The sequence below is a fragment of the Desulfuromonadaceae bacterium genome (assembly GCA_019429445.1).
GTDB lineage: Bacteria > Desulfobacterota > Desulfuromonadia > Desulfuromonadales > JAHYIW01 > JAHYIW01.
The window spans coordinates 1-26,070 of the sequence record JAHYIW010000033.1 but is presented as its reverse complement, the minus strand read 5'-3'; the positions used below and the strand labels follow the sequence as shown (position 1 = coordinate 26,070).

The window sequence follows — 26,070 nt, the reverse complement described above, 5'->3', positions numbered from 1 at the left end:
GGAAAAAATTGGACGAATTGCCGTCGGAATGGGTGGCCGAATTCAATCGGAATCAGTGGACGAATTGGATCGGAACGGGTGGACGATTTGCGTCGGAATCAGTGGCGGAATTGGCTCGGAATACGCAATTTGAATTGTCCCTCTTTTTTTCATCAATCATTCGGTGTTCCACAAACGGTAGGGGTAGCCGCGTCGATCAAGGGGTGCTGGGACAACTGACGGTGACGGCCAAGCGCTACACCTCTTACGTCAAGCCTGCCCACCCCCCGGCACAAGGAGCTTTATTATCTGACGAGGAAGATAATAAAATAAATTAATCGAAAAAACGTATTAATATCAAAGCAATACTCATTTGTTAATTATCTGATTCGAATTTTTGACCGGTACAATGCACGGCTGTGGTCAAGAGGTCTAAGAGCTCTGACTCTGGCATGCGAAAGGCGTGGTTTATTATTTATCACGCAGGATAATAAACTTTAAAATTCCTAAAAGATCAATAAAATCAAATATATGAGAAAACTTTTATTATCTTTTTGGTCATTGGATGGGGGTGAACAGGGACTCGGTAACGCTGCCCTGCTTGATCAGCCCCTGACCGCCTTCTTCGCCTCCCGCCAATGCCCCGGCACGACAATTCGCGCGGCAATGGACTGGGCCATCGAGCAAGCCCGTACCAAAAATCCCGTGATCAGCGGTTTTCATTCTTCTCTGGAACAGTCGGTGCTCAAAGTCTTGCTTACTGCCAAGGCACCGTGCGTGATCGTCTTAGCCCGCAAGTTTGACCAACAGCGCCTCTCTTCTGATTGGTTGTCTGGCATTCACAATGGAACCGTTGCAGTTGTCAGTATGGAGGACACCAAAAGACGTTTAACAGCCGAACTTGCAGCCAGACGCAATGACTGGATCGCGCGGCGTTCCGGACAGATCATTATCGCACCGAGTGCAGGCGGGCTTTTGCAGCAACAGAGTGAGCAATGGGGCACTTCAGGGCTTGATGTACACTTATTGTAATCGACAGATTTTTCTCCTCATTACCCCCCCCGCAGGTCTGCTTCTAATGGCTCCAACCGAAACTGTTCAAGCGCTTCAATCCATGCTATACAGGGACAACAGGAACCGACACCCGGTTGGTTCCGCTCAACGAACGGGTGCACTCATGGAAAACCTCGCCAATTTTCTCTTTGAAGTCGGGATGCTCAAACGCACCCCGCGTAGTGGTTTTCAATTTCTCGGCTCGGGAGATGAATCGGTGGCGGAGCATTCGTTTCGCACCGCGATGACCGGCTACTGTCTGGCCTCGCAGGTTGCGGGGGTCAATCAGGACCGGGTGTTGAAACTCTGTCTTTTTCACGACCTGCCCGAGGCGCGCACCGGCGATCTGAACTATGTGAACAAAAAATATGTCAGCGTCGATGAAGCGCTGGCGGTTGATGATCTGGCTAAAACCATCCCGTTCGGGGACGAGTACCGGGCGCTGCTGGCCGAGTTTACGGCGAATGAGACGCTTGAAGCGCGGGTGGCGCACGATGCTGATCAACTCGAAATGATTCTGGCGCTCAAGGAATATTACGATCTCGGCAACCGCAATGCGGCGGAATGGTATCCTTTTTCGGTCAAACGGCTGCAAACCGAGGCCGCCAAGGAGCTGGCGGAACGGATCTGGTCGACCGATTCGAGCCGCTGGTGGTTCGCAAACGAGCCCGCCGAGTGGTGGGTCAACGGGCGGGTTGACGGCGCGGACAAGAAGTGATAGAACTACGCGTTCTTAAGACGTTTTTAGCGAGGAAACAGCATGCTTGACGGCAAATATCTACGTGACAATCTGGAGACAGTGAGCCAGTCGCTGGCGACCCGCGGCACCACCCCCGACCTGGCGACTTTTAACGGCCTGGACCAGCGCCGCCGCGACCTGCTCAACGCAGCGGAAGCGCTCAAGGCTGAACGCAATACGGTCTCGGCGCTGATCGGCAAGACCAAGGACAAGAGCCAGGTGCAGGGCGAGATCGTGCGCATGAAAGAGGTCTCGAATCGCATCAAGGAACTTGACGAGGAGCTGCGGAGTGTCGAGGGCGACTTGCGTGATTTCTTGCTGACCCTGCCGAATCTGCCGCACGCCGCATGTCCGCTCGGAACCTCCGAAGAGGACAACGTTGAAGTCTCCACCTGGGGGACGCCAACCACATTCGAGTTCAAACCACTCAACCATTGGGATCTCGGGGAGCAGCTCGACATCCTCGATTTCGAGCGCGGCGTCAAGATTGCCGGTGCCCGCTTCACCCTCTACAAGGGGCTCGGTGCGCGACTCGAACGGGCGTTGATCAACTTCATGCTTGATCTGCACACCGACCGCCACGGCTACATCGAAACCCTGCCGCCCTTTCTGGTCAATCGCGAATCGATGACCGGAACCGGACAGTTGCCGAAGTTTGAAGACGACCTGTTTCACACCGACGACATCGATTTCTTCCTCATCCCCACCGCCGAGGTGCCGGTGACCAACATTCACCGCGATGAAATCCTGACCGAGAGCGAATTGCCGCTGTGTTACACCGCCTACACCCCCTGTTTTCGCAAGGAAGCCGGTTCCCACGGCCGTGACACCCGTGGCCTGATTCGCCAGCACCAGTTCAACAAGGTCGAGCTGGTCAAGTTTGTTCGCCCCGAAGAATCGGACGCCGAGCTGCAAAAGCTGCTGAAAAATGCCGAAACCGTTCTGCAACTGCTCAACCTGCCGTACCGGGTCGTTGATCTGTGCAGCGGCGATATCGGCTTCTCGGCTGCCCGCACCTTTGATATTGAGGTCTGGCTGCCGGGGCAGCAAGTTTACCGTGAAATCTCCTCCTGTTCCACCTTCGGGGATTTCCAGGCCCGTCGCGCCAACATCCGCTTCCGCCGTGAAGCGGGCGGCAAGCCGGAGTTTGTCCACACCCTCAACGGCTCGGGGCTGGCGGTGGGACGGACACTGGTGGCGGTTCTGGAAAACTGCCAGCAGGCCGACGGTTCGGTACTGATCCCCGAGGTGTTGCGCCCCTACCTGGGCGGAGTGGAAAAAATTGGCTAGGGCGGGACGAGAAAGCAGTTGAGTTTGTCGCTGAAATCGAGTATCTTCACGCCTCAATCGAGGGGAATGACAGCATAATAAATCTCCGGAGGAGTGGCCGAGTGGCTTAAGGCGGCGGTCTTGAAAACCGTTGAACGAAAGTTCCGTGGGTTCGAATCCTACCTCCTCCGCCAGTTTAAAACTTGTCTGTCAGCAGCGATTATGCTATATCAAAAATCCGTTGTTGCAGAACAGGGATGTATTACGGAGAGGTGGCCGAGCGGCTGAAGGCGGCACCCTGCTAAGGTGTTGTACGGGCAACTGTACCGAGGGTTCGAATCCCTCCCTCTCCGCCATTTACACCACAGTCAACTTTGATGGTTGACATGAGATACAAGTTGGGCCATAATCCGCCATCTTTGCGCCACTAGCTCAGCTGGATAGAGCGTCTGACTACGGATCAGAAGGCCGGGAGTTCGAATCTCTCGTGGCGCGCCATTAAAATCAAGGACTTAGCTCGATAATGAGCTAAGTCCTTTGTTGTTTTCAGCGCCGGAGTGTCGGTGGCGGTTCCGATAACTTCTATCCGATATGGGTGCCGATATCGCCGCGCTGGAAGAAAAATTCGCCAAGGCCCGGCAGTTTGATGAAAGAACTGCTCACCGGGAGGATACGGTTGATATGAAGGGACAACACAGAAAACTGAATTAGTCGGTTGCGTTATTTTAGTTTTTGTCTATTATCTAAAATAATCAGCGTGGATATTCTATTTCCATAGGGGGTGCGGACGACATGAAGAACTTTCAGGCTGGTCAGTATGTCAAGCAGGGTTATTACCAAAGCTTTCAACCCAGCCTTATCAACCGGCCCTGGCTACTGAACGACGTGGCGTTGATTCAGCTTCTTGGACAGGCGGATCGCGAGCTGGGGCGGCTGGATATGTACTCGGAATATATCCCCAATCTTGAACTGTTCATCAAAATGCACGTGCTGAAGGAGGCAACCCAGTCCAGCAAGATTGAAGGCACGCAGACCAACATGGAGGAGGCGCTCCTGGAAAAGGAGGATGTTGCTCTGGATAAGCGCGATGATTGGGAAGAAGTGCAGCATTACGTTGCCGCGATGAACAAGGCAATCGAACGGTTGCAGGCTCTGCCATTTTCGGCTCGTCTGATTAAGGAAACACATGAAACCCTGCTGCAGGGGGTGCGCGGCGAGCACAAACTGCCGGGGGAGTTCAGAAAAATCCAGAATTGGATCGGTGGCGCGACCATTGACGATGCGGTTTTTGTTCCGCCCGTTTACACATCTGTCGACGAGCTGATCGGCGACATTGAACTGTTTGTCCATAACCAGGAGCTACATTACCCGGAGTTGTTGAAAATTGCGCTGGTGCATTACCAATTTGAAACAATTCATCCGTTTCTGGATGGCAACGGCAGGGTTGGAAGACTGATGATTACCCTGTATCTGGTCAGTAAAGGAATATTGAAACAGCCGGTCCTCTATCTTTCAGATTTTTTCGAACGCAATCGAACCCTGTACTATGACAATCTGATGCGAGTAAGGGAGAAAAACGACCTTCTGCGCTGGTATAAATTCTTCCTGGTGGGCGTTATCGAGACGGCCAAAAACAGTATCAAGACCTTTGACAATATTCTGAAACTCCAGAAGCAGGTTGAAGCACAGATCCAGGCCCTTGGCAGCCGAGCCGCCAATGCCCAGAAAATCCTTTACTACCTTTATCAAAAGCCATTGGTAGATGCCGCCAAGGTTGGCGAGGTCGCGGCAATATCTCCAGCGTCGGCGTACAAGTTGATTGCCGATCTGGAACGATTCGGTATCCTGAAAGAGATTACTGGCGGCAAACGCGGAAAGCATTACGTATTCGACAGTTATCTGGACCTGTTCAGATAACAGAAAGGCGTTATTTATGCCTTCAATAACTATCATTCATAACTATCGGCCAACCTGAGCACCACGCAGCGCCGCGTCATCACTCTATTTTGTGACGCGTGAACATTCTGAGAACAGTATACGCAACCGTCGCATTTCAATTCTATAAACTGTCCACAGAATCCCCTTTCTGCTGTAGGAGCGGCTTTCAGCCGCGAAAACTTTGCTTGACATTGTCAGGTATTCGCGGCTGGGAAGCCGCTCCCACAGGGCAAGGCAAAGGTCGAATCAGAGTCCGTCCATCAACTCCCGCCGCTTGGGCGAGAAGCGAATCGCCATGATCCGCACCCCCATCAGGGCGACGACCAGCGCGATGGCCAGGGCGACCCGCTCGACCTCAACCTCGCGGTACCAGAAGCCCATAATCTCGGTGATGACCACGACCAGGACGGTGTCGATGATGTAGGTGACCTTGACACGCCCTTCGCTGAAGTAGGCCTTGACCGTGCGGAACAATTCCAGCACCGCCAGCACCATGAGCACGTTGACGACCAGTTCTTTCAGCGCCTCGTGCAGCCCCGCTTCGTGGGACATTCGGCTGATGGCCGCGATCAGGTCAATCGCCGTAAGTCCGACGCCAAGGGCGATGCCCGCCAGCAGAACCAGCAGCAGAATACTGAGAATAGTTTGACAAATGGTTTCAAAGCAGATGCCGGTGGCATCCTTGATCGTGTCGCGGTACATGTGGCCACCCCTTTGTTTCTGTGTTGCGATAAAAGATATGTTCCAAGCCAGAAGGGTGACAGACAATTGTTGGCGGGGGATGTGGTTTGGGTGAGCTTCCGGTAAAATCAATCAGTTTTGCCGGTGACGACGTAACGCTTGGCTGAGGCTGTTGTCGAAATCGGGATCGAAACGGGATCGGGAGGATCAAACGATTTACGGCAATGGCAAGAGCGATTTCGATTGTTTCGCGACAGTATTAACATAATTTGGTACTATTCCCGAAAAAGCCCGGCACCACATAATGAACCGACACCCTCCTGGAGCTGCAGTGAGCTGTTCTGGCCGCAACGTCACGCAAGTAGTTATCCTGCTCTGCCTCCTGAGGCTCATTGCCGCACCGCCTCTGGCAGCCGAGGATAACACCGGTGCCGGAATCCTGCACATGCGTTCCCAATCCCCCCTGCAGAGCCTACGCATGGTTATTCCCTCGGTTGCCGCCGGTTCGGTCACGCCGGGCTGGGGGACATTTCTGCTCGCCACCTGGTCAAACATCTGGGCCGAGGAAGAAAGTTACTATCTCGATTACGAGTTGCTCGATATCCGCATGACAGTCGGCTACGGCCTGAACGACCGCCTGGCACTCGCCCTGGCGTACGACCACCGCAGCTACTTTGGCGGCCAGATGGACAGCTTTATTCAAGGCTTTCACGATGCCCTGTCGATCCACCAGAACGGTCGCGACCAGGCATCGAAAGGGCAGAGCCGGATCGGTCGCATCGGCCTGACCGTCGAGGAAAACAGTGCGGACACTTTCAACAACAGCGGTGCCACACTGTTGCTCAGCTACGAACTGACCCGCAGCAACGGCCTGCTCCCGGCGGTGAATCTCTCAACCTCGGTACGCTACGGTTTCGAAACCGCTGGCGGCTTTACCGATGACCACCCGATCGATTACGGTTTTTCACTGGGGCTCGGCAAACGTCTGACCCCGAAGTGGTATCTGCATCTTATCGGTTCCTACTCACACTACGACCAGACCCGGTTGAACGATCTCTGGCCGGGCACATACGTCGTCCTTGAAAATCACCAGTTCAACGGCCTGATTGCCTGCGGCTACGACTACTCGGAGCGGCTGACGCTCCTGATCCAGTACATGCAATGTGAGTCGGCAGTTGAAAACATCAAGGGGCTGGATGAGACCTCCCACGAGGTTCATCTCGGGCTCAAATATCGAACTGTGACGCTCGGTCAAATAGAGTTCGGGATCATTGAAAACGCCATAAGTTTCGACAACAGTCGCGATTTCGGTTTGCACTTCGGCTGGGGATATTTTTTCTGATTTCGCGCCGCGGTCGTACTTTAGTGACAGTTCATGGGGAAATTACGGGAGATCAGCACACCCTCAATAGGGTCAAGTCTCAACTTCTGACGGATCCTTAATATTTTTGTCAAGAGTTGAGACCCCTCATGACCCTTCCCGGATAGCCGACGCATGACGCGGGGCCGGTGTGGTTCGCTACGCCTTCACCGTACGACTCTTTTATTCGCTACACCTCGCCGGTTTTGACCGGCGCTTTCGGACGTTGGTTGTCAGCTCATTGACGCGATCCGTTCGCGGCTGGGAAGCCGCTCCCACAGAATGAGCTAAACAGTGGGCAAAATGATTGAAAAAGTACTTCCCTCTCCGACGCTACTCTGCGCCTCAACGCTGCCGCCATGAATCTGCGCGATGTGCTTGACGATCGCCAGGCCGAGGCCGGTGCCGCCGAGGGCGCGGCTGCGGGCGGGGTCGACGCGGTAGAAGCGTTCGAAGAGGCGCGGCAGGTGTTCGTTGGGAATGCCACAGCCGAAATCCTCGACCGTGATCACGAGCTGCTCCGCTGACCGCTCGGCTGACAGAATGATGCGTCCCCCTGCCGGGCTGTACTTGATCGCGTTACCGAGCAGGTTCGCGACGGCCTGCTCCAGCATCAACGGGGCGCAGTTGACCTTGAGGCGGGGATCGCACTGCACAACGGCGACCAGGTCTTTCTCGCGCAGTTCGACTGAACGCGCCGTGACGACGCTCTCAAAGATCGTCGGTAGCAGCACCGGCTGTAGCGCGATGGCCGAGCGTTCCTGCTCCTCTTCGAGGCGTGACAGGTCGAGTAGATCGTTAAAAATATCGTTCAGCCGGTCGGACTGGCGGAGGATGACGTCAATCGCCTTTTCATGCGTCTCCGGATCGTTATGACGCAGCGTCTCCGCCCAGCCACGAATCGCGGTGATCGGCGTCTTCAGTTCGTGGGAGACATTGGCGACAAAATCGCGGCGCAGGTTTTCCAGCCGCCGCAGGCGGGTGACATCACTGATGACAATCAGCGCCCCGATCCGTTCGTTGCGGGAGTTTTTCAGGGCGGTGCCACGCGTCTGAAGATGCCGTTCGACGCCGTCAACCAGCAGCGTCAGGTCGCGTTCCAGCGGTTCTTCGGCGGCCAGGGTTTCACGGATAAACTGTTGCAGGGTCGCCTTGCGCAACACCTCCTGCACCGGGCGGTTGATGGCCGAGTGCTGTTGCACACCAAACAGATGGGCGGCGGCGGAATTGAGGCGCAGGATATGTTCGTCACGGTCGACCGCGATCACCGCTTCAATCATGCTGGAGAGAACCGCGTCGAGTTCGTTGCGTTGATTTTTGATCGACTGGAAACGCTGTTCAAGCTGCCCGGCCATATTGTTCAACGCCCCGCTGAGGGCGGTAAGCTCGACAACGCCACTGCTGAGTGTGAGGTGGGTATCGAATGCGCCGAGGGCGAAGCGTTCGGCGCCGCGCCGCATGCTTTCCAGCGGTTGGCTGATACGGCGGGCCAGCCACAGACTGAAGAGCGCGGCAATAATCGCAATCCCCCCGCTGGCAACGATAATTTTTCGATGGGCTGCGGCGCGGGCCTCCTCAATGGTGGCGATTGACAGCGCGGTGCGGACACTGCCGGTAATCTTCTTGCCGCTGAAGACCGGCACCGCCACGTACATCAGGGTCTGCTGCAAAGTCTGGCTGAAGCGGGTCGAGACCCCGGTGACGCCGCTCAGGGCGGCGGTGATCTCCGGTCGCCCGGCATGATTGTCCATCCGGTAAATGAGCTCTTCGGAGTCCGCAATCACCTTGCCGTCGGGAAGGATCAGGGTAATGCGGGTGCCGGTCAGCTCACCGAGATGCTTGCTGAGCAGATCAAGTTCGGTGGAATTTTTTGCGTCCAGTTTTCCGGTCACGCGATCGACAACCAGATGTGCCTGAACGATCAGGTTTTGCCGGATCTGAGTGACATGAAAATCGTGCAGCGTGCCCGAAATATACCAGGTGACGGTGATGATCGCAGCGAGTATCAGGAGCAAAAACGTGCCATAGAGATGCCAGAGGAGGCGTTGCGGTTTCATCATGAGTCACTGAAGCGGTAACCGATGCCGCGTACCGTTTCTATAACGCGACCACGTTTAGCAAGCTTTTTGCGCAGTCCGACGACCAGCACATCGACCGAACGATCAGTGACCGGGTAATCCTGGCCATGCACCGCGTCGACGATCTGGCTGCGGGTGAAGACCCAGCCGGGGCGGCGGGCCAGAAAATGGAGGAGCTTGAATTCGGAGAAGGTCAGCTCGGTCGGCGTGCCGTCGATCAGCACCTCATTGCGGCCGGGGTGGATGAGCAGACCACCGAGTTTCAGGGGCTTTTCCTCCCCCCCTTCGACCGTGCGTCCGACACGCCGCAGCACCGACTTGATCCGGGCGAGGAGCACGTGTGAACCGAACGGCTTGGTCATGTAGTCATCGGCCCCCACTTCGAGGCCGCGGATGATATCGGCTTCTTCCCCCTTGGCGGTGAGCATGATAATCGGGACATCAGCAGTCTCCGGCGCTGTGCGCAGACGGCGACAGACTTCGATGCCGTCGATCCCCGGCAGCATCAGGTCGAGGAGGATCAGATCGGGGCGCTGGTTCCGCGCGGCGGCGAGGCCTTCCTCGCCGGTCATGGTGCCGGTCGGCTGGTACCCCTCTCGCGTCAGATTGTAGTGGATCAGGGCGAGAATATCCTCCTCGTCTTCAATAATGAGGATTTTGCGTGCTTTCATCAATGGGTCTCCCGGTCACGGAACCGTTTGCGTCGTTGGTGACGGCGGCGTCAGGCAATTGTGTGGCGGACGATTGTCCCTTCGTTGAGATAGATAACATCCTCGGCGATATTGGTGGCCAGATCAGCGATCCGCTCCAAGTGGCGTGACACCGTCAGATAATTGAGGATCGTGTCGATCTTTTCCGGGTTGCCGCGCACATAACTGGTAAAAAGCTTGTAGTTGCGCCCATGCAGGGCATCGACTTCGTCATCCAGCCGCAGGACGGTGTTGGCCAGTTCCAGATCGGAATCGACCAGCGCGTCAAGGGCCTTGCCGAGCATCGCGATGACCCGTTTCGCCATGTCGGCGAGGACCAGGGGGGACTCGATCGGGGCGGCTTTTGCCACCGCCACCGCCCGCTCGGAGATGTTGACCGCTTGATCGGCGATGCGCTCCAGATTGTTGTTAATCTTCAGGATCGCCACAATGGTGCGCAGATCGTTGGCCACCGGCTGGTGCAGGGCGAGAATCTTCAGGCATTCTTCTTCGAGTTCAACTTCCATACGATTGATCGTATCGTCGGCGGCAATCAATCTATTTGCCAGCACTACATCCCGCTCGGTCAGCGCCTTGAACGAAAGCTGCACACTTTCTTCGACCAGCGCGGTCAGCGTCAGGAGCTGTTTTTGCAAAGCGGCCAATTCTTTGTGTAAAAAACTTGTCATCGCACTAACTCCTCAGCCGAAACGGCCAGTGATGTAATCTTCAGTCTGCTTATTCTTTGGTTTCATGAACATTTTATCGGTCTGTCCGAATTCAACCAGAAACCCTTCATAAAGGAAAGCGGTAAAATCGGAAACCCGTGCCGCCTGCTGCATATTGTGGGTGACGATAATGATAGTGAATTCCTCGCGCAGCTCACCGATCAGCTCTTCGACCCGCGCGGTCGACTTGGGGTCAAGGGCGCTGCACGGCTCATCCATCAGGATCACCTCGGGGTTGACCGCGATCGCCCGGGCGATGCAGAGGCGCTGCATCTGGCCGCCGGAGAGGCTGAGTGCCGAGTTGTGGAGACGGTCCTTGACCTCATCCCACAGCGCCGCCCCATTGAGGCTGCGTTCGACTGCTTCATCCAGCACCGCCTTGTCTTTCACCCCGGCAATGCGCAAGCCGTAAATGACATTCTCATAGATCGATTTCGGAAATGGATTCGACTTCTGGAAGACCATCCCGACCCGGCGGCGCAGTTCGATGACATCGGTGGTCGACGCGTAGATATCGTCACCATTAAGGGTGATCCTGCCGCGCACGTCGATGTTGTCGATCAGGTCGTTCATGCGATTGAAACAGCGCAACAGAGTCGACTTGCCGCAGCCGGAGGGACCGATAAGGGCCGTCACCTGTTTGCGCGGAAAGTTGAGGTTGATCCCGTGGAGGGCCTGGGTCGGACCGTAGAAGAAGTCAACATTTTCGACCGCGATGATCGGTGCGACGGTGGGTTGTGGTGCGGTGGTTGGCATATTAATCATCCTCTATTCAGAAGGTGCTGAAAGTATAGCGTTTTTTCATCCGGTTACGAAGCCATATTGCAAGGCTGCTCAGCGCCAGGACGATCAGCACCAGCAACAGGGTGGTGACGAAGACCATCGGTTTGGCGGCTTCGACGTTCGGTGACTGGAAGCCGATATCGAAGATATGAAAACCAAGGTGCATGAATTTCCGGTCGAGGTGGAAGAACGGAAAATTGCCGTCGATCGGCAGCGCCGGAGCCAGCTTGACCACGCCGGTGATCATCAACGGCGCGACTTCACCGGCGGCGCGGGCCATCGCCAGGATCAGCCCGGTCATGATGCCGGGGGAGGCCATCGGCAGCAAAATCCGCAGCAGGGTCTGAAATTTGGTCGCGCCAAGGGCCAGCGAACCTTCGCGGAATTCGCGCGGGATCGCGCCGAGAGCTTCTTCGGTGGCGACAATGACGACTGGCACGGTGAGCAGCGCCAGGGTCAGGCTGGCCCAGAGGATGCCGCCGGTGCCGAAGGTCGGGGTCGGGAGCTGTTCAGGGAAAAACAGTTTGTCGATGTTACTGCCGATACCGTAGACGAAGAAGCCAAGACCGAAAATACCGTAGACGATCGAGGGAATTCCGGCCAGGTTGTTGACGGCGATGCGCACCACCCGCACGATGAACCCTTCTCTGGCGTACTCGCGCAGGTAGATCGCGGCGATGACGCCGAGGGGAAAACTGAAGAGACTCATGGTGAAGATCAGCATGATGGTGCCGAAGATCGCCGGGAAAAGGCCGCCCTCGGTGTTCGATTCGCGCGGCTCACCAACGATCAGTTCCTTGAGCTTGGCGGCGTAGAAGAAGACCTGCTGGTGCCAGGCCAGTTGATTGGGCCGGTAGGCCTGAACGATGTCGGCCAGCACGATGTTCCTGGTGCGTCCGTTGGCGTCGCTGAAGGTCGACTGGTACTGGCGCAGGTTCGTCTGCGCCTTACGCTGCTGTTCAACCAACTGTTCAAAATCGGCCTTGAGGCGCTCCTGCTCGTAGAGCAGCTCCTGATAGGAAGAGGAACGCGGGTCGACCCCTTGATACTCGGCCTTGAGCTGGTCACGGCGGAGCTGTTCAAGGCGATAACTGGCGGTGGAGAGTTGCTGATCGGTAGCGTGCCCGGCGGCTTTCATGGCGCTGACCTGATCGAGCGCCGCGCTCAGTTGTGCATACGGGGCGGCTCCGGCGGGGAGTTCCAGCCCGCTGGCGTAGACAGAGTCGAGGAAACCGAAAAAGTCGCCGTTCTCCTCCCGTTCGAGGACGATGGCGGTAGCGGGATGGTCGGCACGGAGGATCTCGGTTTCGTCGATCCAGCGGAAATCGAGGCCGTAAAGATCACGGTTGGCGATCTTGTACTGCCGCCGCAACCCCTCGCCGCGATGGACCGGTTCACTTTGAATCAGCTCGCCAAGGAGTTTGCTGCCGTCTTTCAGTTCCAGTTGTTGCAGCTTCCCCGGCCAGAAGACGCCGAGACCGTTGACCATGATCACGGCGATCAGGGTAACGGCGATCAGCAAGGTGACGCTCAGCGCAGCGCCGGTTGCCCACACCCACGGTTCGCCGATTTTCCAGTAGTTTCTTCTCATAGCCTAAAACCGTCCGTATTTTTTGCGCAGCCGTTGGCGGATCACCTCGGCCACGGTATTGACCACAAAGGTCATCAGAAACAGGATCACCGCCGACAGAAAGAGGGTGCGATAGAGGGTGCCGCCGAACGGCGCTTCGGGGATTTCCACGGCAATATTCGAGGAGAGCGGGCGCATGCCATTGAAGATACTTAACTCGATGATCGCCGTGTTCCCCGTCGCCATCAGCACAATCATCGTTTCCCCGACCGCACGACCGAAGCCGATCATGGTCCCGGCGAAGATGCCGGGGCTGGCGGAAGGGAGGATCACCCGCCAGACCGTCTGCCAGCGGCTCGCGCCGCAGGCAAGGGAGGCGGCCTTCAGCGCTGGCGGGACGTTGGAGAGTGAATCCTCGGCGATGGTGAAGATGATCGGAATGACCGCAAACCCCATCCCGAAGGCGATGACGAGACAGTTGCGCGGATCGTAGCGGGTGCCCATTTCCTGAAACAGCCACTGCCGCAGGTCACCGGCGAAGAGGAGCTTCTCGGCGAGCGGCCCGAGGGTCGCTGCCGCCGCGAAGGTGAGGAGCAGCACCGGTACAATGGCCAGAAATTCGAAACCGTTTTCGATCTGTTTGAGCGGTTTGTGCTGGCGCAACTGCTGCCAGACGATGATGGCGATCATCAGCCCGGCAGGGATAAAAATGAACGACAGAAAGACCGCCCCGAGCGAACTTTCGATCAGCGGCGCCAGCCACAGGGCGGCGAGGAAACCGATGATCACGGTCGGAATCGCCGCCATGATTTCAATCGCCGGTTTGATCGTCTGGCGCAGCCGCGGGCGACAGAACTGACTGGTGTAAATCGCCCCGCAGAGCGCCAGCGGAATGGCGAAAATCATGGCGTAGAAGGTGCCCTTGAGCGTACCGAAGATCAGCGGCGTCAGACTCAATTTCGGCTCAAAATCGTCACTCGCCGAGGACGACTGCCAGGCATATTCGGGGGCGTCGTACCCCTCGTACCAGACCTTGCCGAAGAGGGTTTTCCAGCTCACTTCAGGGTGCGGATTGTCAAGCTTCCAGACCCAGGTGGTGCTGTTTGCGGTGAGCCCAACGACGCCGTCACCGCGGGTGTTGATGGCATAGTGGGTCAGCGGGGCGCGCTCGCCGAAGCTGAGCAGGTGGCGTTCGCTGGTCATGTGGTCGAGGTTCAACACGCCGTTGCGCCCCAGAGTAAGGAGCGACTTGTCGCGCAGCGAGGGTTGGATGTCGGTGATCGCGTTCGCGTGCGGGGTCAGATCATGAATCCGCCTGAGCACCTTGCGGGCGCTGTTTTTGGCGATGCGCACCGGAAACCAGGTGCTGACCTCGCCCTGTGCGTCCCCCACCGCCAGACTGTAGTCACCGAAAACCAGCCCCAGCGCGGTGATCGGACGCTGATCGTCAAAGGCAGTCAACGCGTCGCGCAGGACCGCTTCGCCGGGCTCTTCCAGCGACCAGCGCAGCAGTGTCCCGGTCGCGGTGCCGGCGTACAGTTCCGTGCCTTGCCGGTTGATGGTCAGGGCGGTGATCTGCTGCTCGGCGGTGTCGAGGGTTTCGCTGAAGTGCTCTGCTTCGACCTCGCCGAGAAAGTTTTCATTTACGGCGAGCTGCGTTACCACCAGCTGGCCGTCCGCCAGCAGGTCGATACGGGTGCGGCGGCCGTCTTCACCGAGTCGTCCCAGGGAACGTAGCGGCAGGCCAAATTCGCCGGGGGGGAATGTCGTTTCGCGGGTGACGCGGTGCACAATCGAACGTTGATTTTCGTTGGCCTCGTCAAAGAACGCTTGAAAAATAACCTTTTCGAGCGTCAGCGTGCCGTCCTGCCAGAGCAGCCCGAACTGCATCTGGCCATAGCGATCGATTGCAAGCAGCTTTGAATCGGGAGCGGGCTGCGGTGCCGGGTATTGGTCAGTCCCTTTGCCGTGACGAACTTCAAAAAAATTGAAGACCCCACCACGATCGATGAAAAATCCGGATTCAAGATAATCGTCAACGCCGAGCGCCAGCACCTCTTGCTGTGGCTGTTGCGGCAGGGGAAAGCTGGCGACGATGTCGGCGCGAGGAGATTGAAAGAGAGGGAGCGCCGTGCCGGCGATCAGGGCGAGGATGAAGACGACACAGAAGATAACCAGGACGCCGCCGCAGGAGATGACCACTTTGGCGAGGGTGTCGGTGCGTTTGGCGCGGCGGCTGAAGTTCTTATTCATGAAGCAGATCCCGGTTTTGACAACGGCAGATTCCGTCGCCCTGACTGGTGACGACGGAATCTGCGTTTGTGCCAATGATCAGCGGCAAGCTCACCGCATCCACTCAGTCAAGCAACGCACGTTGCTTGGCGGCAACGGCTGCGGTCAACGGCAGGTAGCCGTCTTTAACAACGATCTCCTGTCCTTCTTTGGAGAGGACGAAGGTCAGGAACTCCTTGACCAGCTTCGGCAGCGGCTTGTTCGGCTCTTTGGCAACGTAGATATAGAGCAGACGCCCCAGCGGGTAGTTGCCGCTCAACACGTTCTCGTAGGTCGGTGCATAGGCTTCTCCGCCCCCTTTTGACAGGGCGATGGCCTTGACCCCCGAGGTCTTGTAACCGATCCCGGAGTAGCCGATGCCGCTGAGGTCTTCGGTGACACCGAGGACGACCGACGCAGAACCTGGCTGCTCTTTCACGGTATCTTTGTAATCGCCCTTGAAGAGGGCTTTTTCTTTAAAGTAGCCGTAGGTGCCGGAAGCGCTGTTGCGGCCGTAGAGGCTGATCGGCTTGCGTGCCCATTCACCCTTCAGCCCCGCTTGCCCCCAGGCTGAAATATCCGCGGCAGCGCCCCCTTTACGGGTTTTGGAAAAGATCGCGTCAACATCTTTCAGATCAAGGGTGTCGAGCGGGTTGTCCTTGTTGACGTAGATGGCGAGGGAGTCGAGCGCCACCCCGATCAGGGTCGGCTTAAAACCGTACCTGGCTTCAAACGCCTCGACTTCCTTGTTCTTCATTTTCCGTGACATGGGACCCAGCTGTGAGGTGCCCTCGATCAGCGCGGGAGGGGCGGTGCTGGAGCCCTTGCCTTCGATCTGGATATTGACGTTGGGGTATTTCTTGCGGAACGACTCGGCCCAGAAGGTCATCAGGTTGTTGAGGGTGTCGGAACCGACACTGCCGAGATTCCCGGCGACGCCCTGAACTTTGACGTAATCGCTCAAATTGACATCGACCTTGATCTGCACGGCAAAGCTGGCGCTCGCCATCATGGCGACGACGGTGATACTGAAAATGCTCATCAGGATCAGTTTTTTGCTGGTATTGAACATCTGTTTTCTCCTTTTGCGTGTGCTTGTCTTCTCACCGGGGTGATCCGGCGACACGGTTGTTGTTTGCAGTGGTGCCAGTATTGACCGCCTTTGTTAGCCCCCGGTTAGAGCGGTGTGAGAAGTTGATAAAAACAGGCTGGTTGAAAAGTTTAGCATTTATTTATGACGTTTTTTTCTACGCCGTTATAAAAATAATCGTCAATTGTGAGGGTTGTGTTAGCGCCGGGCTAGTAATCAGTGAGGGGGGCGCTTGCCCGTCGATTTGACCTGACGTCTTCGATGTGTTCGGGCGAAGCACAGGGTCAGGTCTCAACTCTTGACAAAAGCATGACGACTCAGTCAGCAGTTGCCGGGCTGTTGCCCAAATCAAGTCTGCTTTTTGCCGGAAGCTGGATAACCTTGGGAATATTCGCGGTCGGACTCTTTGTTGTGACCCTTTTGATCAAACCGGCGCTGATTATTGAAGAACGTTATCAGGAGCATCTCGGTCGCGAAGAATAAATATCTTCAGCGCAACCGCCACTGACAAGGCGGCTGCGCGCGATGTTTCTCCGCTAAATCAGTCCCTTTACGTTGAATCCAGAATGTCGGTGTCGCCCTGTTGCCTGGACGGTTATTACAATTCAATTTGCATCCCCCGTCCAAATCCGCAATAATGCTCGCTTGAGGCAAGAACAAAAGGACTACATCATGACCGACGTCACCACCTTCACTGGCCGCACCCCGATCAAGCAGCTCCTCGCCGCCGTCGCCCCGCTAACGGAACTTACCGTTAAAGGGTGGGCGCGCACCGTCCGGCGCGGCAAGGATGTCGCTTTTATCGCCCTCAACGACGGTTCCTGTTGCGCCACCTTACAGATCGTGCTCGATCCCGAACTGCCCAATTATGAGGAAGTTTCGCGCCTTGGCACCGGGGCCTGTGTGGCCGTCACCGGGGCGCTGGTCGCCTCTCCCGCCGCAGGGCAGCAATGGGAGCTGCAAGCGACATTGGTGGCCATCCTCGGCACGGCGGATGAAGATTATCCGCTGCAGAAAAAACGCCATTCGTTTGAATTCATGCGTGAGATCGCGCACCTGCGCCCGCGCGCCAACGCCTTCGGCGCGGTCTTTCGCATCCGCAGCGCACTGGCGTTCGCGGTGCATCAATTCTTCCGCGAGCATGGTTTTCTCTATGTGCAGACGCCGATCATCACCGCCAGCGATTGCGAGGGGGCGGGGGAGATGTTCCGTGTTACCACCCTCGATGCGGAGCAGCCGCCGCGCGTGGCAGGACAGATCGATTATCGCCAGGACTTCTTCGCTGAGCGCACCGGGCTGACCGTCAGTGGTCAGCTGGAGGGGGAACTCTTCGCCACTGCTTTTTCCGACATCTACACCTTCGGGCCGACCTTTCGCGCCGAAAATTCCAACACCAGCCGCCACGCCGCCGAGTTCTGGATGATTGAACCAGAGATGGCGTTTGCCGATCTGGCCGCCGATTGTCAACTGGCCGAGGCGTTTTTACGTTATCTTGTCACCTTTGCCCTCAACGAGTGCAACGAAGATCTGGCCTTTTGCAACGAGCGGATTGAAACAGGGCTGCTCGCCAAACTCGAAGCGCTGGCGCAGGCGACCTTTGAAACGATCACCTATACGGAAGCGGTCAAACTGCTCGAAAAAGCCGACCGTACATTTGAGTTTCCGGTGGCCTGGGGGCGCGATCTGCAATCGGAGCACGAGCGTTACCTGACCGAAGAGGTGATCGGCGGCCCGCTTTTCGTCACCGATTATCCGCAGGAGATCAAGGCGTTTTACATGCGCCGCAACGACGACGACCGGACGGTCGCAGCGATGGATCTGCTGGTGCCACGGGTTGGCGAACTGATCGGCGGCAGCCAGCGTGAAGAACGCCTCGATGTCCTCGATGAGCGGATGCGTACCTGCGGTATCGATCCGGCACCCCTTAACTGGTATCGCGATATCCGCCGCTGGGGCGGCTGCCCCCACGCCGGCTTCGGGCTCGGTTTTGAACGGTTGCTGATGTATGTGACCGGGATGGAGAATATCCGCGATGTGATCCCCTTTCCGCGCACGCCAGGGAATGCCAGATTTTAATCTTTTATTTTCACCACGGAGGGCACGGAGAACACGGAGAAGGTCAATGTATTTGATCACTTCAAAATCTTTTACCCGAAGCTGCCAGGTAACAGGGAATTTACCCATAACCTGGTTTTCCTCCGTGTCCTCCGTGCCCTCCGTGGTGAAACAAGTTCTACCCAATAACAACCCATGAAAGTGACCACCACATGACGACCGCACCAGCGACAATCTACCTCAAGGACTACACCCCGCCCGCTTATCTGATCGACAGCGTGGCACTGCACTTCGAGCTTGACGAAGCGGCAACCATCGTTCGCTCGCGCCTCAGCGTGCGGCGCAATCCCGCCGGGCCGGGGGGAGCGCTGGTTCTTTTCGGGCGGCAGCTGACGCTGCGTGAATTGCTGATCGATGAGGTGGCTGTTCCCGAGGAACGCTTCACGGTTGATGCCGAAACGTTACGGATCGACGCGGTTCCAGAGCAGTTCGTCCTCAGGGTAACGACCGAGATCAATCCGGGGGGGAATACTTCCCTCGAAGGGCTTTACACCTCGAACGGCAAGTTCTGCACCCAATGCGAGGCGCAGGGGTTTCGCAAGATCACCTACTACCCCGACCGTCCCGACGTCTCGGCCCGTTTTACCGTCACCATCGATGCCGACCGCGATAAATATCCGATCCTGCTCTCCAACGGCAACCCGGTGGCGTCCAGCGATCTTGGCGACGGGCGGCAGCGGGTGGTGTGGGAAGATCCGTTTCCGAAGCCGAGCTACCTCTTTGCACTGGTGGCGGGGGCTCTGGTCTGCATTGAAGATCGCTTCATCACCTGCTCCGGGCGCGAGGTGGCGCTGCGCCTGTATGTCGAGGAACGCAATCAGGATAAATGCGCCCACGCCATGCGTGCGTTGCAGCACGCGATGCAGTGGGACGAGGAGACCTACGGGCTCGAATATGACCTCGATATCTACATGATCGTCGCCGTCGACGACTTCAACATGGGGGCGATGGAGAACAAGGGGCTCAACGTGTTCAATTCCAAGTACGTTCTGGCCCGTCCCGAGACCGCGACCGATGCCGATTTTGTCGCCATTGAAGAGGTTATCGGCCACGAATACTTTCACAACTGGACCGGCAACCGGGTCACTTGTCGTGACTGGTTTCAACTCAGTCTCAAGGAAGGGTTGACGGTCTTCCGTGATCAGGAATTTACCGCTGACATGACCAGCCGCGCCGTCAAGCGCATCGACGATGTGCAGACGTTGCGCAACGGTCAGTTCCCCGAAGACAGCGGGCCGATGGCGCACCCGGTGCGTCCGGCGAGTTATGAGGAGATCAACAATTTTTACACCGCCACCATCTACAACAAGGGGGCGGAAGTGATCCGCATGTATCAGACCTTGTTCGGTCGTGACGGGTTTCGCGCCGGGTTGTGTCATTATCTGGCAAAACACGACGGCGCGGCGGCAACGATTGAGGATTTTCTCCGCGCGATGGCGACCACCAATCATGCGGACCTCGGCCAGTTCGAACGCTGGTACGATCAGGCCGGCACCCCGACCGTTCAGGTGCAGTCGCGCTACGACGCCGCGCAACAGACCTTTTCCCTGACCTTGCGCCAGGAGCTGCCGCCGACCCCCGGCCAGCCACAGAAGTTGGCGCAACTGATTCCGGTGGCGGTCGGTCTGCTTGGTGGTGATGGCACCGATCTGCCGCTGCAACTGGCAGACGAGGCGAGCCCCGCCGCCGCGACCACGCGGGTGCTGCGGCTGACTGAAATGGAGCAGACCTTTACCTTTGTGGCGGTCCCCGAGCGCCCGGTTGCTTCGGTGCTACGCGGTTTTTCCGCACCGGTCAAGCTGGCGATCAACGAAGCAGAGGGGGACCTGGCTTTCCGTCTGGCGCACGACAGCGACAGCTTCAACCGCTGGGAAGCCGGGCAACAGTTGGCGAACCGGATCCTGCTGCGGCTGGTGGCGGCCGCGACGGCAGGGAAACCCCTGGTGCTGGAGCCGCTCCTGATTGAAGCCTTTGGTCAGGTGCTGGCGGATCAGACGACCGATCCGGCGCTGGTCGCCCGGGCGTTGGCGTTGCCGACCGAAACCTGGTTGGCGGAACAGCAGGAGGTGGTTGATCCCGGGGCGATCCATGCTGCACGCACGTTTGTACGGCGGGAACTGGCACGGGCGCTGCGCCCGACATTGCGCCAGCGTTATCTGGAGCTGACCGACAACGGCCCCTTCACCCTTGACGCGGCGGCGATCGGGCGGCGGGCGTTGCGCAATATCTGTCTGGCGTATTTGATGGTTCTTGAAGAAGATGAGGGCGTCACCCTGGCTCAACAGCAGTTCACCGACAGCGACAATATGACCGACGTTCTCGCTGCCCTTGGCGCGCTGGCTCATGCGGCGCGTCCGGAGCGCGAAGAGGCATTGGCCGCCTTCTATTTTCGTTGGCAGAACGATCCGCTGGTGGTCGACAAGTGGTTTGCCCTGCAAGCCACCGCGCCGGGAGATGCAACCCTTGGCAACGTCATCGAGCTCCTCTCCCATCCCGCCTTCACAATCAAAAATCCGAACAAAGTGCGGGCGCTGATCGGCACCTTCTGCGCGGCCAACCCCGCCGCCTTTCATGCCGCCGACGGTTCCGGTTATCGCTTTGCTGCGGATCAGGTGCTGGCGGTCGATCCCCTCAACCCGCAGGTCGCGGCACGCCTGGCCGGTTGTTTGAGCCGCTGGCAGCGCTATGATGAAGACCGTCGCGCGCTGATGAAAGCGCAACTCGAACGGATCGCCGCGGTCGCCGAACTGTCGCGCGATGTGCGGGAAATCGTCAGCAAAAGCCTGACTGATTGTGTCGCAGGGGAAACTCAATGAGCTGCCTTGCCCTCGATATTCGCAATCTGGAGAAAAACTACGGTGGCCCCACAGTCGTCGATAACCTTACCCTGAGCATCAAACCGGGGGAGATCTTTGGTCTCCTCGGACCGAACGGCGCCGGAAAAAGTACCACCATCAACATGGTCGCCGGGGTCACCCGCATCGGTAGCGGGACAATATCAATCTTCGGCTATGACAACCGGCGTGACTATCGCACCGCCCGGCGACTGACCGGAGTGATGCATCAGGAGATTGTCATCGACAACTTCTTTTCGATTGAGCGGGCGCTGAAGATTCATGCCGGATACTTTGGCGTTGTCGATGATCCCGCCTGGCGCAATCTGCTCATCGACCGGCTTGGTCTGCGTCCGCATCTGGGGAAGGTGATGTTCAAACTTTCCGGCGGCCTCAAACGCCGCTTCATGATTGCCAAGGCACTGGTCCACAAGCCGCGCCTGCTGATTCTTGACGAACCGACCGCCGGGGTCGATGTGGAGCTGCGGCATACCCTGTGGGAGTTTGTCCGCGAGATCAACACCCAGGGAACGACGATCCTGCTCACCACCCACTACCTCGAAGAGGCGGAGCAGATGTGCGACCGCATTGCGATCATGCATCACGGCAAACTGGTCGCCCTCGAAAAGACCGCTGACCTGACCGCCCGCCACGGCCAACGCCATCTTGAGCTAACCCTGAAAGAGGCGCTGACCGTGATGCCGGACACCTTGGCGCAGTTCAGCCCGCGACTGAGCAATGATGGCCTGGCGCTGGAGCTGACCCTGGCGACCGACAGCGTCGTCGGCGAAATTCTCGATCGGGTGCGCGCGGCGGGCATCGAAGTGGTCGATGTCGACACCCGTCAGCCGCATCTGGAGGACATCTTTTTGCAACTGACCGGCATCGGGGCCGGGAACGGAGGAGAAAACCATGGCGCATGACGTGGACCGTTTGCCGCCCTTTAACCGTTGGCTGCCTTTTCTGACCCTGTTCAACAAGGAAATTCTGCGTTTTTTGCGCGTCGCCTCGCAGACATTGATTACCCCGATTATCACCGCGTCGCTCTATCTCTTTGTCTTCGGCGCCACCCTCGGCGACCGCATCAGCGTTCTCGAAGGATTCAGCTACGCGCAGTTCGTCATCCCCGGTCTGATCCTGATGGGGGTGATCAACAATTCGTTCGCCAATACCGCGTCGTCGCTCTTCATGTCGCGCTATCTGGGCAATGTGGTCGATCTGCTGGTGACGCCGATTACCCCGCCGCAATTCATCATGGCCTATACGTTGGCGGCGATGCTGCGGGGGCTGGCGGTCGGGTGCGCGGTCTGGGCAATCTCCACCGTTTTCGCCGGGTTGCCATGGGTCCACCCCGGCGCGGCAATCCTGATGGCGATCCTCGCCAGCTTCCTCTTCGCCCAGTTCGGCCTGATCGTCGCGATCATCGCCAACGATTTCGATGCACTGTCGATGTACACCAACTTCCTGATCCTGCCCTTGATCTACCTCGGCGGGGTCTTCTACCCGATCTCGATCCTGCCACCGTTCTGGGCCGGATTCTCGCACCTCAACCCGATGCTCTACCTGATCGACGGCTTCCGCCACGCCATCCTCGGGGTCGGTGATCTCTCCTTCACGGTGGCGTTCGGGGTGGTTGCCGCGATGGCGACGGCGCTGTTCAGCGTCGCGGCGTTGCTGATCGGCAAGGGATATCGGTTGCGCAATTGAGGAGTTTTTTCGTTGACGTTTTTAATGGATCAAGTTTATTTTCATCTGCAAGTTTTTATCGTCTGGACAGCAGAGGGGATCAACCGCAGGGACAAGCCAATCAGATAATCACCGACGGCATTCATGCTCTTTAAACAGGTATAGACAGGCTGCAGGCTGTATATATCACGATTGTTTTCGGTCAGGATTTTTCAAAGCCATTGCGGTTTATCAACGTATTTTAAATCCTTGACTAGGCCTTTAGTGTGTAGTAATTACTACACATGAATGAATTTGGTCGCTATATCAGGGAAAAGCGCGAGCAGTTGCTTCAAAGTGATAAGAGCTTTTCGCTTCGTCAAGTCGCGGGTCGTATCGGAATTGAGCCGACCTATCTGAGCAAGATTGAACGAGGCGGCCTGGCTCCACCTTCAGAGCAAGTGGTTCTCAAGCTGGCCCATGAGTTAGGCGAGAACCCGGACATTCTCCTGGCAATCGGGGGGAAGGTGTCACAGGAGTTGAAAGAGATTATTTTGCAGCGACCTGAATTGATGGCTGATCTTTTACGCCAGATCAAGGATATGCCTGAACATGCAATCCTCAGAATTGTTCGCGAGGTGAAGGACGGGGATTGGTAATTTTCAACCAGAGAAGGGACAAGTTTATGGTAACTTTATCAAACGATACTCTGACTTTTGATTTCTCGGGCGTGCACGAAAAAGCCAAACGCTCTATTGCTTTTCGGCGTACATTGAGAATCCCGGATGACAACCGTTCTTACAAGCTGCCTCCCGGATTGGGGAAATTTCCACTATCCCATGTTGAGGACTATGCCGAGGGGACGCCGGATTCGTGGGGCAAGCGGGGAGGGGTGTTTCTGCCGATGTACCAGTCAGAAGCATTATGGATCGACCTTGGCCGTTCTCACTGGGGCAATTCCTACCCCTGTGCCGTCAAGATTGCGGCCGGCAAGATCAACGCAGTGACTGGAAAGCCTTGGAGCAACGGGCTGTCTGATTGTCCGCAGGATTATGTCGTTGTCCCCAAACAGCCTTGGCTGGATGGTTTCAGTGTCAGCGAGGGCTTGATCCGTCAGTTTGTCGCCATGCCTTTGGGTGAAGGTTTTACGGCTGAAGAGCAGCTGAACGGACAAGCAGAGTGCGGCGGAATACAGATCAGTGTGACGCCGATGAAAAAGGAGATTTACAACACATTATTTCCACCGGTCCAACGATGTGATGACAGCGACAGACCAATGTTCAGCCGTGGGTTAAAGCGTCACGAAGATTCCGATATGGGCTTGGCACCCGGCGGGCTTATGCAGCAGGAGATTTACGAGGATGAATATGGCATTCATGTTTGGGACACGTCAGCGACAACGCGCTGTTTCATTCACCTGGCCAACAGTGCAGCCTATCGGCAGATCACCGGCAAGGAGCCACCGACCGAACCACCTACTGCCAAACAATATACAGAGGCTGGCTTGCCCTGGTTTGAGTATTTCGATGCAGAGACAAAAGCCCTGAAGGGCTCCAAAATTCTCTCGTCCCTGGACAGTGTTGCGGCAAAATCATTCAAACTCGGGAAAGGCCTATTCGGCGACAACGAACCGATAAAACCGGAAAGAACCATTCTGATAGCGGCAAAAGACGAAATCAAGGACGGAGATTGGTAGCTCGCAGCACTCAAAATACAAAAAGGAGGGTAGATGATGAAGAACAACGTAAAAATACCCGATACCGAGAAGTGGTTTGCCTCACCAACCACTTCCTATGAAGGTTCCCTTGAAGAAGTTCGAGCCTATGTACCGAAATTTGAAAAACGGACGTTTGGTTCTTCCTTGGAAAAACCAATCTATCGAGGGGAAGAAACCTTGTTTGAAAGTCCCATCATTCCCTCCGGTGTCAACCCATACTACGACACCATCGTCAGACTTCCACTGCCTACAGAAACAGAAGTGCCCGTTGTGCCAATCGGTATTGTTTCGCCACAATATTGTTTATTGCAGCACCATCAGGTATTCGACGAGGTGTTGAACGTCCTCCCCACTCTGAAAGTTCAATCCGAAGAAATAACCACTCAATTGAAACTGACCCCATTCGGCGAAAGAATGCATCTGAGCCTGGTTTTTCCAGAGAGATACGGTTTTTCAGTTACAAATCCGGAAGACAAGCTATTCTTACGCCTGGAGTGCTTCAATTCGGTCGAAGGCAGCGCACGACTTATGATTTTTATGAGCTGGCTGAGGCTGGTCTGCTCAAACGGGATGATGATAGTCAAAAAGCGAACCGAGTATCAAAAGCGACATGACAAAACCATGGAGATTGGCGATATCGGAGACATTTTAAAAGATGGCATAGCCACTGTTTCGCAAGAAAAAAAGCGTTATCTCAAGAATGCACAACGGTTGGTCACAAAAGATACTCTGCAAAAGTGGGTTAATGGTCCACTGGCAAAACGCTGGGGCGTGAAAGCGGCTGTACGTACGTGGCATATTTTGCAAAGTGGACATGATGTAGTTCTAGCCGATCCGTTTGAAAAAGGTTTGCCTACCGAAAAGACCGTCATCAATGAGAAGCCTGTGCCCGGTGCAGTTCTGCCGGGCAACACGGTCTACGCCGTTGTGCAGGCACTGGCTTGGTTGGCAAAAGAGCGAAAGGATATTCAGGAACAGCTGGTCTGGAAAGAACAGATCGACGACGTGATACAACCGTTGCTGAAGAAGAAAGCGGCTTAGCGCGGGCAATCAAGAGCATAGATTAGACAACTTCTTACATCTGTAAATCAATGAGTTGGGCATGGCATGAATCCGCTTATCGAGAAGTTGTGCTGTGAAACCGAAAAATAGCAGGATAGGCAAGAAAGTTCAGTCGATGAGTGAGAGGCCAACCGCTTACGTCGCCAGAAACGTCTACTATATTGATTTTGGCCATGGGAAATGCATCCTGAGACCGGAGCGAACTCCTTACAACAATCAGGCATTCCCCCTGGCAGAGGTCATTCCCATCAACAAATGCTCCAAGCAGGGAGATATGAAGAAAAATGACTGATACATTGGATGCTAGACCCCGGCGCATTATCGTAACAGTTTAGTCCCCTTTGCATGTGCCGACGCAAGCATGCCACGAGATTGCCGGGGCGTGCTCGCTCCGGATCCGCACTGCTCAAATCTGAAACCATTTACTGCCGTGGAGTTTTCTTCTGCCG

The 26,070-nt window shown here is 56.5% G+C and carries 22 protein-coding genes and 3 tRNA genes; 17 read left to right on the top strand and 8 right to left on the bottom strand.

Annotated elements, in window-relative coordinates; all coding sequences use genetic code 11:
* From K0A93_12070 to K0A93_12035, 8 genes are all read left to right on the top strand, one after another.
* The coding region (locus tag K0A93_12070) for a hypothetical protein (protein MBW6512825.1) at positions 1-317 on the top strand (317 nt) is incomplete at its 5' end.
* 193 nt (positions 318-510) lie between these two features.
* A complete protein-coding gene (locus K0A93_12065) occupies positions 511-1,011 on the top strand; it encodes a hypothetical protein (GenBank protein MBW6512824.1) in 501 nt (166 codons plus the stop codon).
* Positions 1,012-1,156: 145 nt separating this feature from the next.
* Positions 1,157-1,750, top strand: a complete 594-nt coding sequence (locus K0A93_12060; protein ID MBW6512823.1) for an HD domain-containing protein — start codon at positions 1,157-1,159, stop codon at positions 1,748-1,750.
* A 42-nt stretch (positions 1,751-1,792) separates the two neighbouring features.
* Positions 1,793-3,061 carry a serine--tRNA ligase gene (gene serS / locus K0A93_12055; protein MBW6512822.1) on the top strand — a complete coding sequence of 423 codons (1,269 nt, stop codon included), beginning with the start codon at positions 1,793-1,795 and terminating at the stop codon, positions 3,059-3,061.
* Positions 3,062-3,148: 87 nt separating this feature from the next.
* A tRNA-Ser gene (locus K0A93_12050) sits at positions 3,149-3,234 on the top strand.
* A gap of 72 nt (positions 3,235-3,306) precedes the next feature.
* Positions 3,307-3,396, top strand: a tRNA-Ser gene (locus K0A93_12045).
* Between the two features lie 65 nt (positions 3,397-3,461).
* Positions 3,462-3,538: transfer RNA gene (locus K0A93_12040), tRNA-Arg, on the top strand.
* A gap of 294 nt (positions 3,539-3,832) precedes the next feature.
* Positions 3,833-4,957, top strand: coding sequence for a Fic family protein (locus tag K0A93_12035; protein ID MBW6512821.1), 1,125 nt, complete (start codon positions 3,833-3,835; stop codon positions 4,955-4,957).
* 267 nt (positions 4,958-5,224) lie between these two features.
* Here the strand turns inward: K0A93_12035 and K0A93_12030 are convergent, their stop codons facing one another.
* Positions 5,225-5,680 carry a phosphate-starvation-inducible PsiE family protein gene (locus tag K0A93_12030; protein MBW6512820.1) on the bottom strand — a complete coding sequence of 152 codons (456 nt, stop codon included), beginning with the start codon at positions 5,678-5,680 and terminating at the stop codon, positions 5,225-5,227.
* Positions 5,681-5,990: 310 nt separating this feature from the next.
* Between K0A93_12030 and K0A93_12025 the strand changes: the two genes are divergently transcribed.
* On the top strand, positions 5,991-7,001 hold the full coding sequence (locus tag K0A93_12025; protein ID MBW6512819.1) for a DUF3187 family protein: 1,011 nt from the start codon (positions 5,991-5,993) through the stop codon (positions 6,999-7,001).
* A 305-nt stretch (positions 7,002-7,306) separates the two neighbouring features.
* On the opposite strand, the gene K0A93_12020 is transcribed toward K0A93_12025, so the two are convergent.
* From K0A93_12020 to K0A93_11990, 7 genes are all read right to left on the bottom strand, one after another.
* Entirely contained in the window at positions 7,307-9,079 is a 1,773-nt protein-coding gene (locus K0A93_12020; GenBank protein MBW6512818.1) for a PAS domain-containing protein, read from the bottom strand.
* Positions 9,076-9,768, bottom strand: a complete 693-nt coding sequence (locus tag K0A93_12015) for a response regulator (GenBank protein ID MBW6512817.1) — start codon at positions 9,766-9,768, stop codon at positions 9,076-9,078. Before K0A93_12015 ends, K0A93_12020 begins: the two co-directional genes overlap by 4 nt.
* Before the next feature lie 50 nt (positions 9,769-9,818).
* Complete coding sequence (gene phoU, locus K0A93_12010) at positions 9,819-10,475, bottom strand: phosphate signaling complex protein PhoU (GenBank protein MBW6512816.1); 657 nt, start codon at positions 10,473-10,475, stop codon at positions 9,819-9,821.
* A 12-nt stretch (positions 10,476-10,487) separates the two neighbouring features.
* Positions 10,488-11,270, bottom strand: a complete 783-nt coding sequence (gene pstB / locus K0A93_12005) for a phosphate ABC transporter ATP-binding protein PstB (protein MBW6512815.1) — start codon at positions 11,268-11,270, stop codon at positions 10,488-10,490.
* A 16-nt stretch (positions 11,271-11,286) separates the two neighbouring features.
* Positions 11,287-12,888 carry a phosphate ABC transporter permease PstA gene (gene pstA / locus K0A93_12000; protein ID MBW6512814.1) on the bottom strand — a complete coding sequence of 534 codons (1,602 nt, stop codon included), beginning with the start codon at positions 12,886-12,888 and terminating at the stop codon, positions 11,287-11,289.
* Positions 12,889-12,891: 3 nt separating this feature from the next.
* The gene (locus K0A93_11995; GenBank protein MBW6512813.1) at positions 12,892-15,120 is read right to left on the bottom strand and encodes an ABC transporter permease subunit; all 2,229 of its coding nucleotides are present in this window, start codon (positions 15,118-15,120) and stop codon (positions 12,892-12,894) included.
* Positions 15,121-15,223: 103 nt separating this feature from the next.
* Entirely contained in the window at positions 15,224-16,210 is a 987-nt protein-coding gene (locus tag K0A93_11990; GenBank protein ID MBW6512812.1) for a phosphate ABC transporter substrate-binding protein, read from the bottom strand.
* A 327-nt stretch (positions 16,211-16,537) separates the two neighbouring features.
* On the opposite strand from K0A93_11990, the gene K0A93_11985 reads away from it, so the two are divergent.
* The 8 genes from K0A93_11985 to K0A93_11950 all read left to right on the top strand — a co-directional run bounded on the left by K0A93_11985 (position 16,538) and on the right by K0A93_11950 (position 25,600).
* Positions 16,538-16,711, top strand: a complete 174-nt coding sequence (locus K0A93_11985; protein ID MBW6512811.1) for a hypothetical protein — start codon at positions 16,538-16,540, stop codon at positions 16,709-16,711.
* Positions 16,712-16,900: 189 nt separating this feature from the next.
* Entirely contained in the window at positions 16,901-18,304 is a 1,404-nt protein-coding gene (gene asnS / locus K0A93_11980; protein MBW6512810.1) for an asparagine--tRNA ligase, read from the top strand.
* Positions 18,305-18,495: 191 nt separating this feature from the next.
* Complete coding sequence (gene pepN, locus K0A93_11975; GenBank protein MBW6512809.1) at positions 18,496-21,159, top strand: aminopeptidase N; 2,664 nt, start codon at positions 18,496-18,498, stop codon at positions 21,157-21,159.
* Entirely contained in the window at positions 21,156-22,100 is a 945-nt protein-coding gene (locus K0A93_11970; protein ID MBW6512808.1) for an ABC transporter ATP-binding protein, read from the top strand. Before pepN ends, K0A93_11970 begins: the two co-directional genes overlap by 4 nt.
* A complete protein-coding gene (locus tag K0A93_11965) occupies positions 22,090-22,884 on the top strand; it encodes an ABC transporter permease (GenBank protein ID MBW6512807.1) in 795 nt (264 codons plus the stop codon). Before K0A93_11970 ends, K0A93_11965 begins: the two co-directional genes overlap by 11 nt.
* Before the next feature lie 263 nt (positions 22,885-23,147).
* Entirely contained in the window at positions 23,148-23,501 is a 354-nt protein-coding gene (locus K0A93_11960; protein MBW6512806.1) for a helix-turn-helix domain-containing protein, read from the top strand.
* Positions 23,502-23,527: 26 nt separating this feature from the next.
* Entirely contained in the window at positions 23,528-24,538 is a 1,011-nt protein-coding gene (locus tag K0A93_11955; protein ID MBW6512805.1) for a hypothetical protein, read from the top strand.
* A 33-nt stretch (positions 24,539-24,571) separates the two neighbouring features.
* Entirely contained in the window at positions 24,572-25,600 is a 1,029-nt protein-coding gene (locus tag K0A93_11950; protein ID MBW6512804.1) for a DUF932 domain-containing protein, read from the top strand.
* Positions 25,601-26,070: the final 470 nt, after the last annotated feature.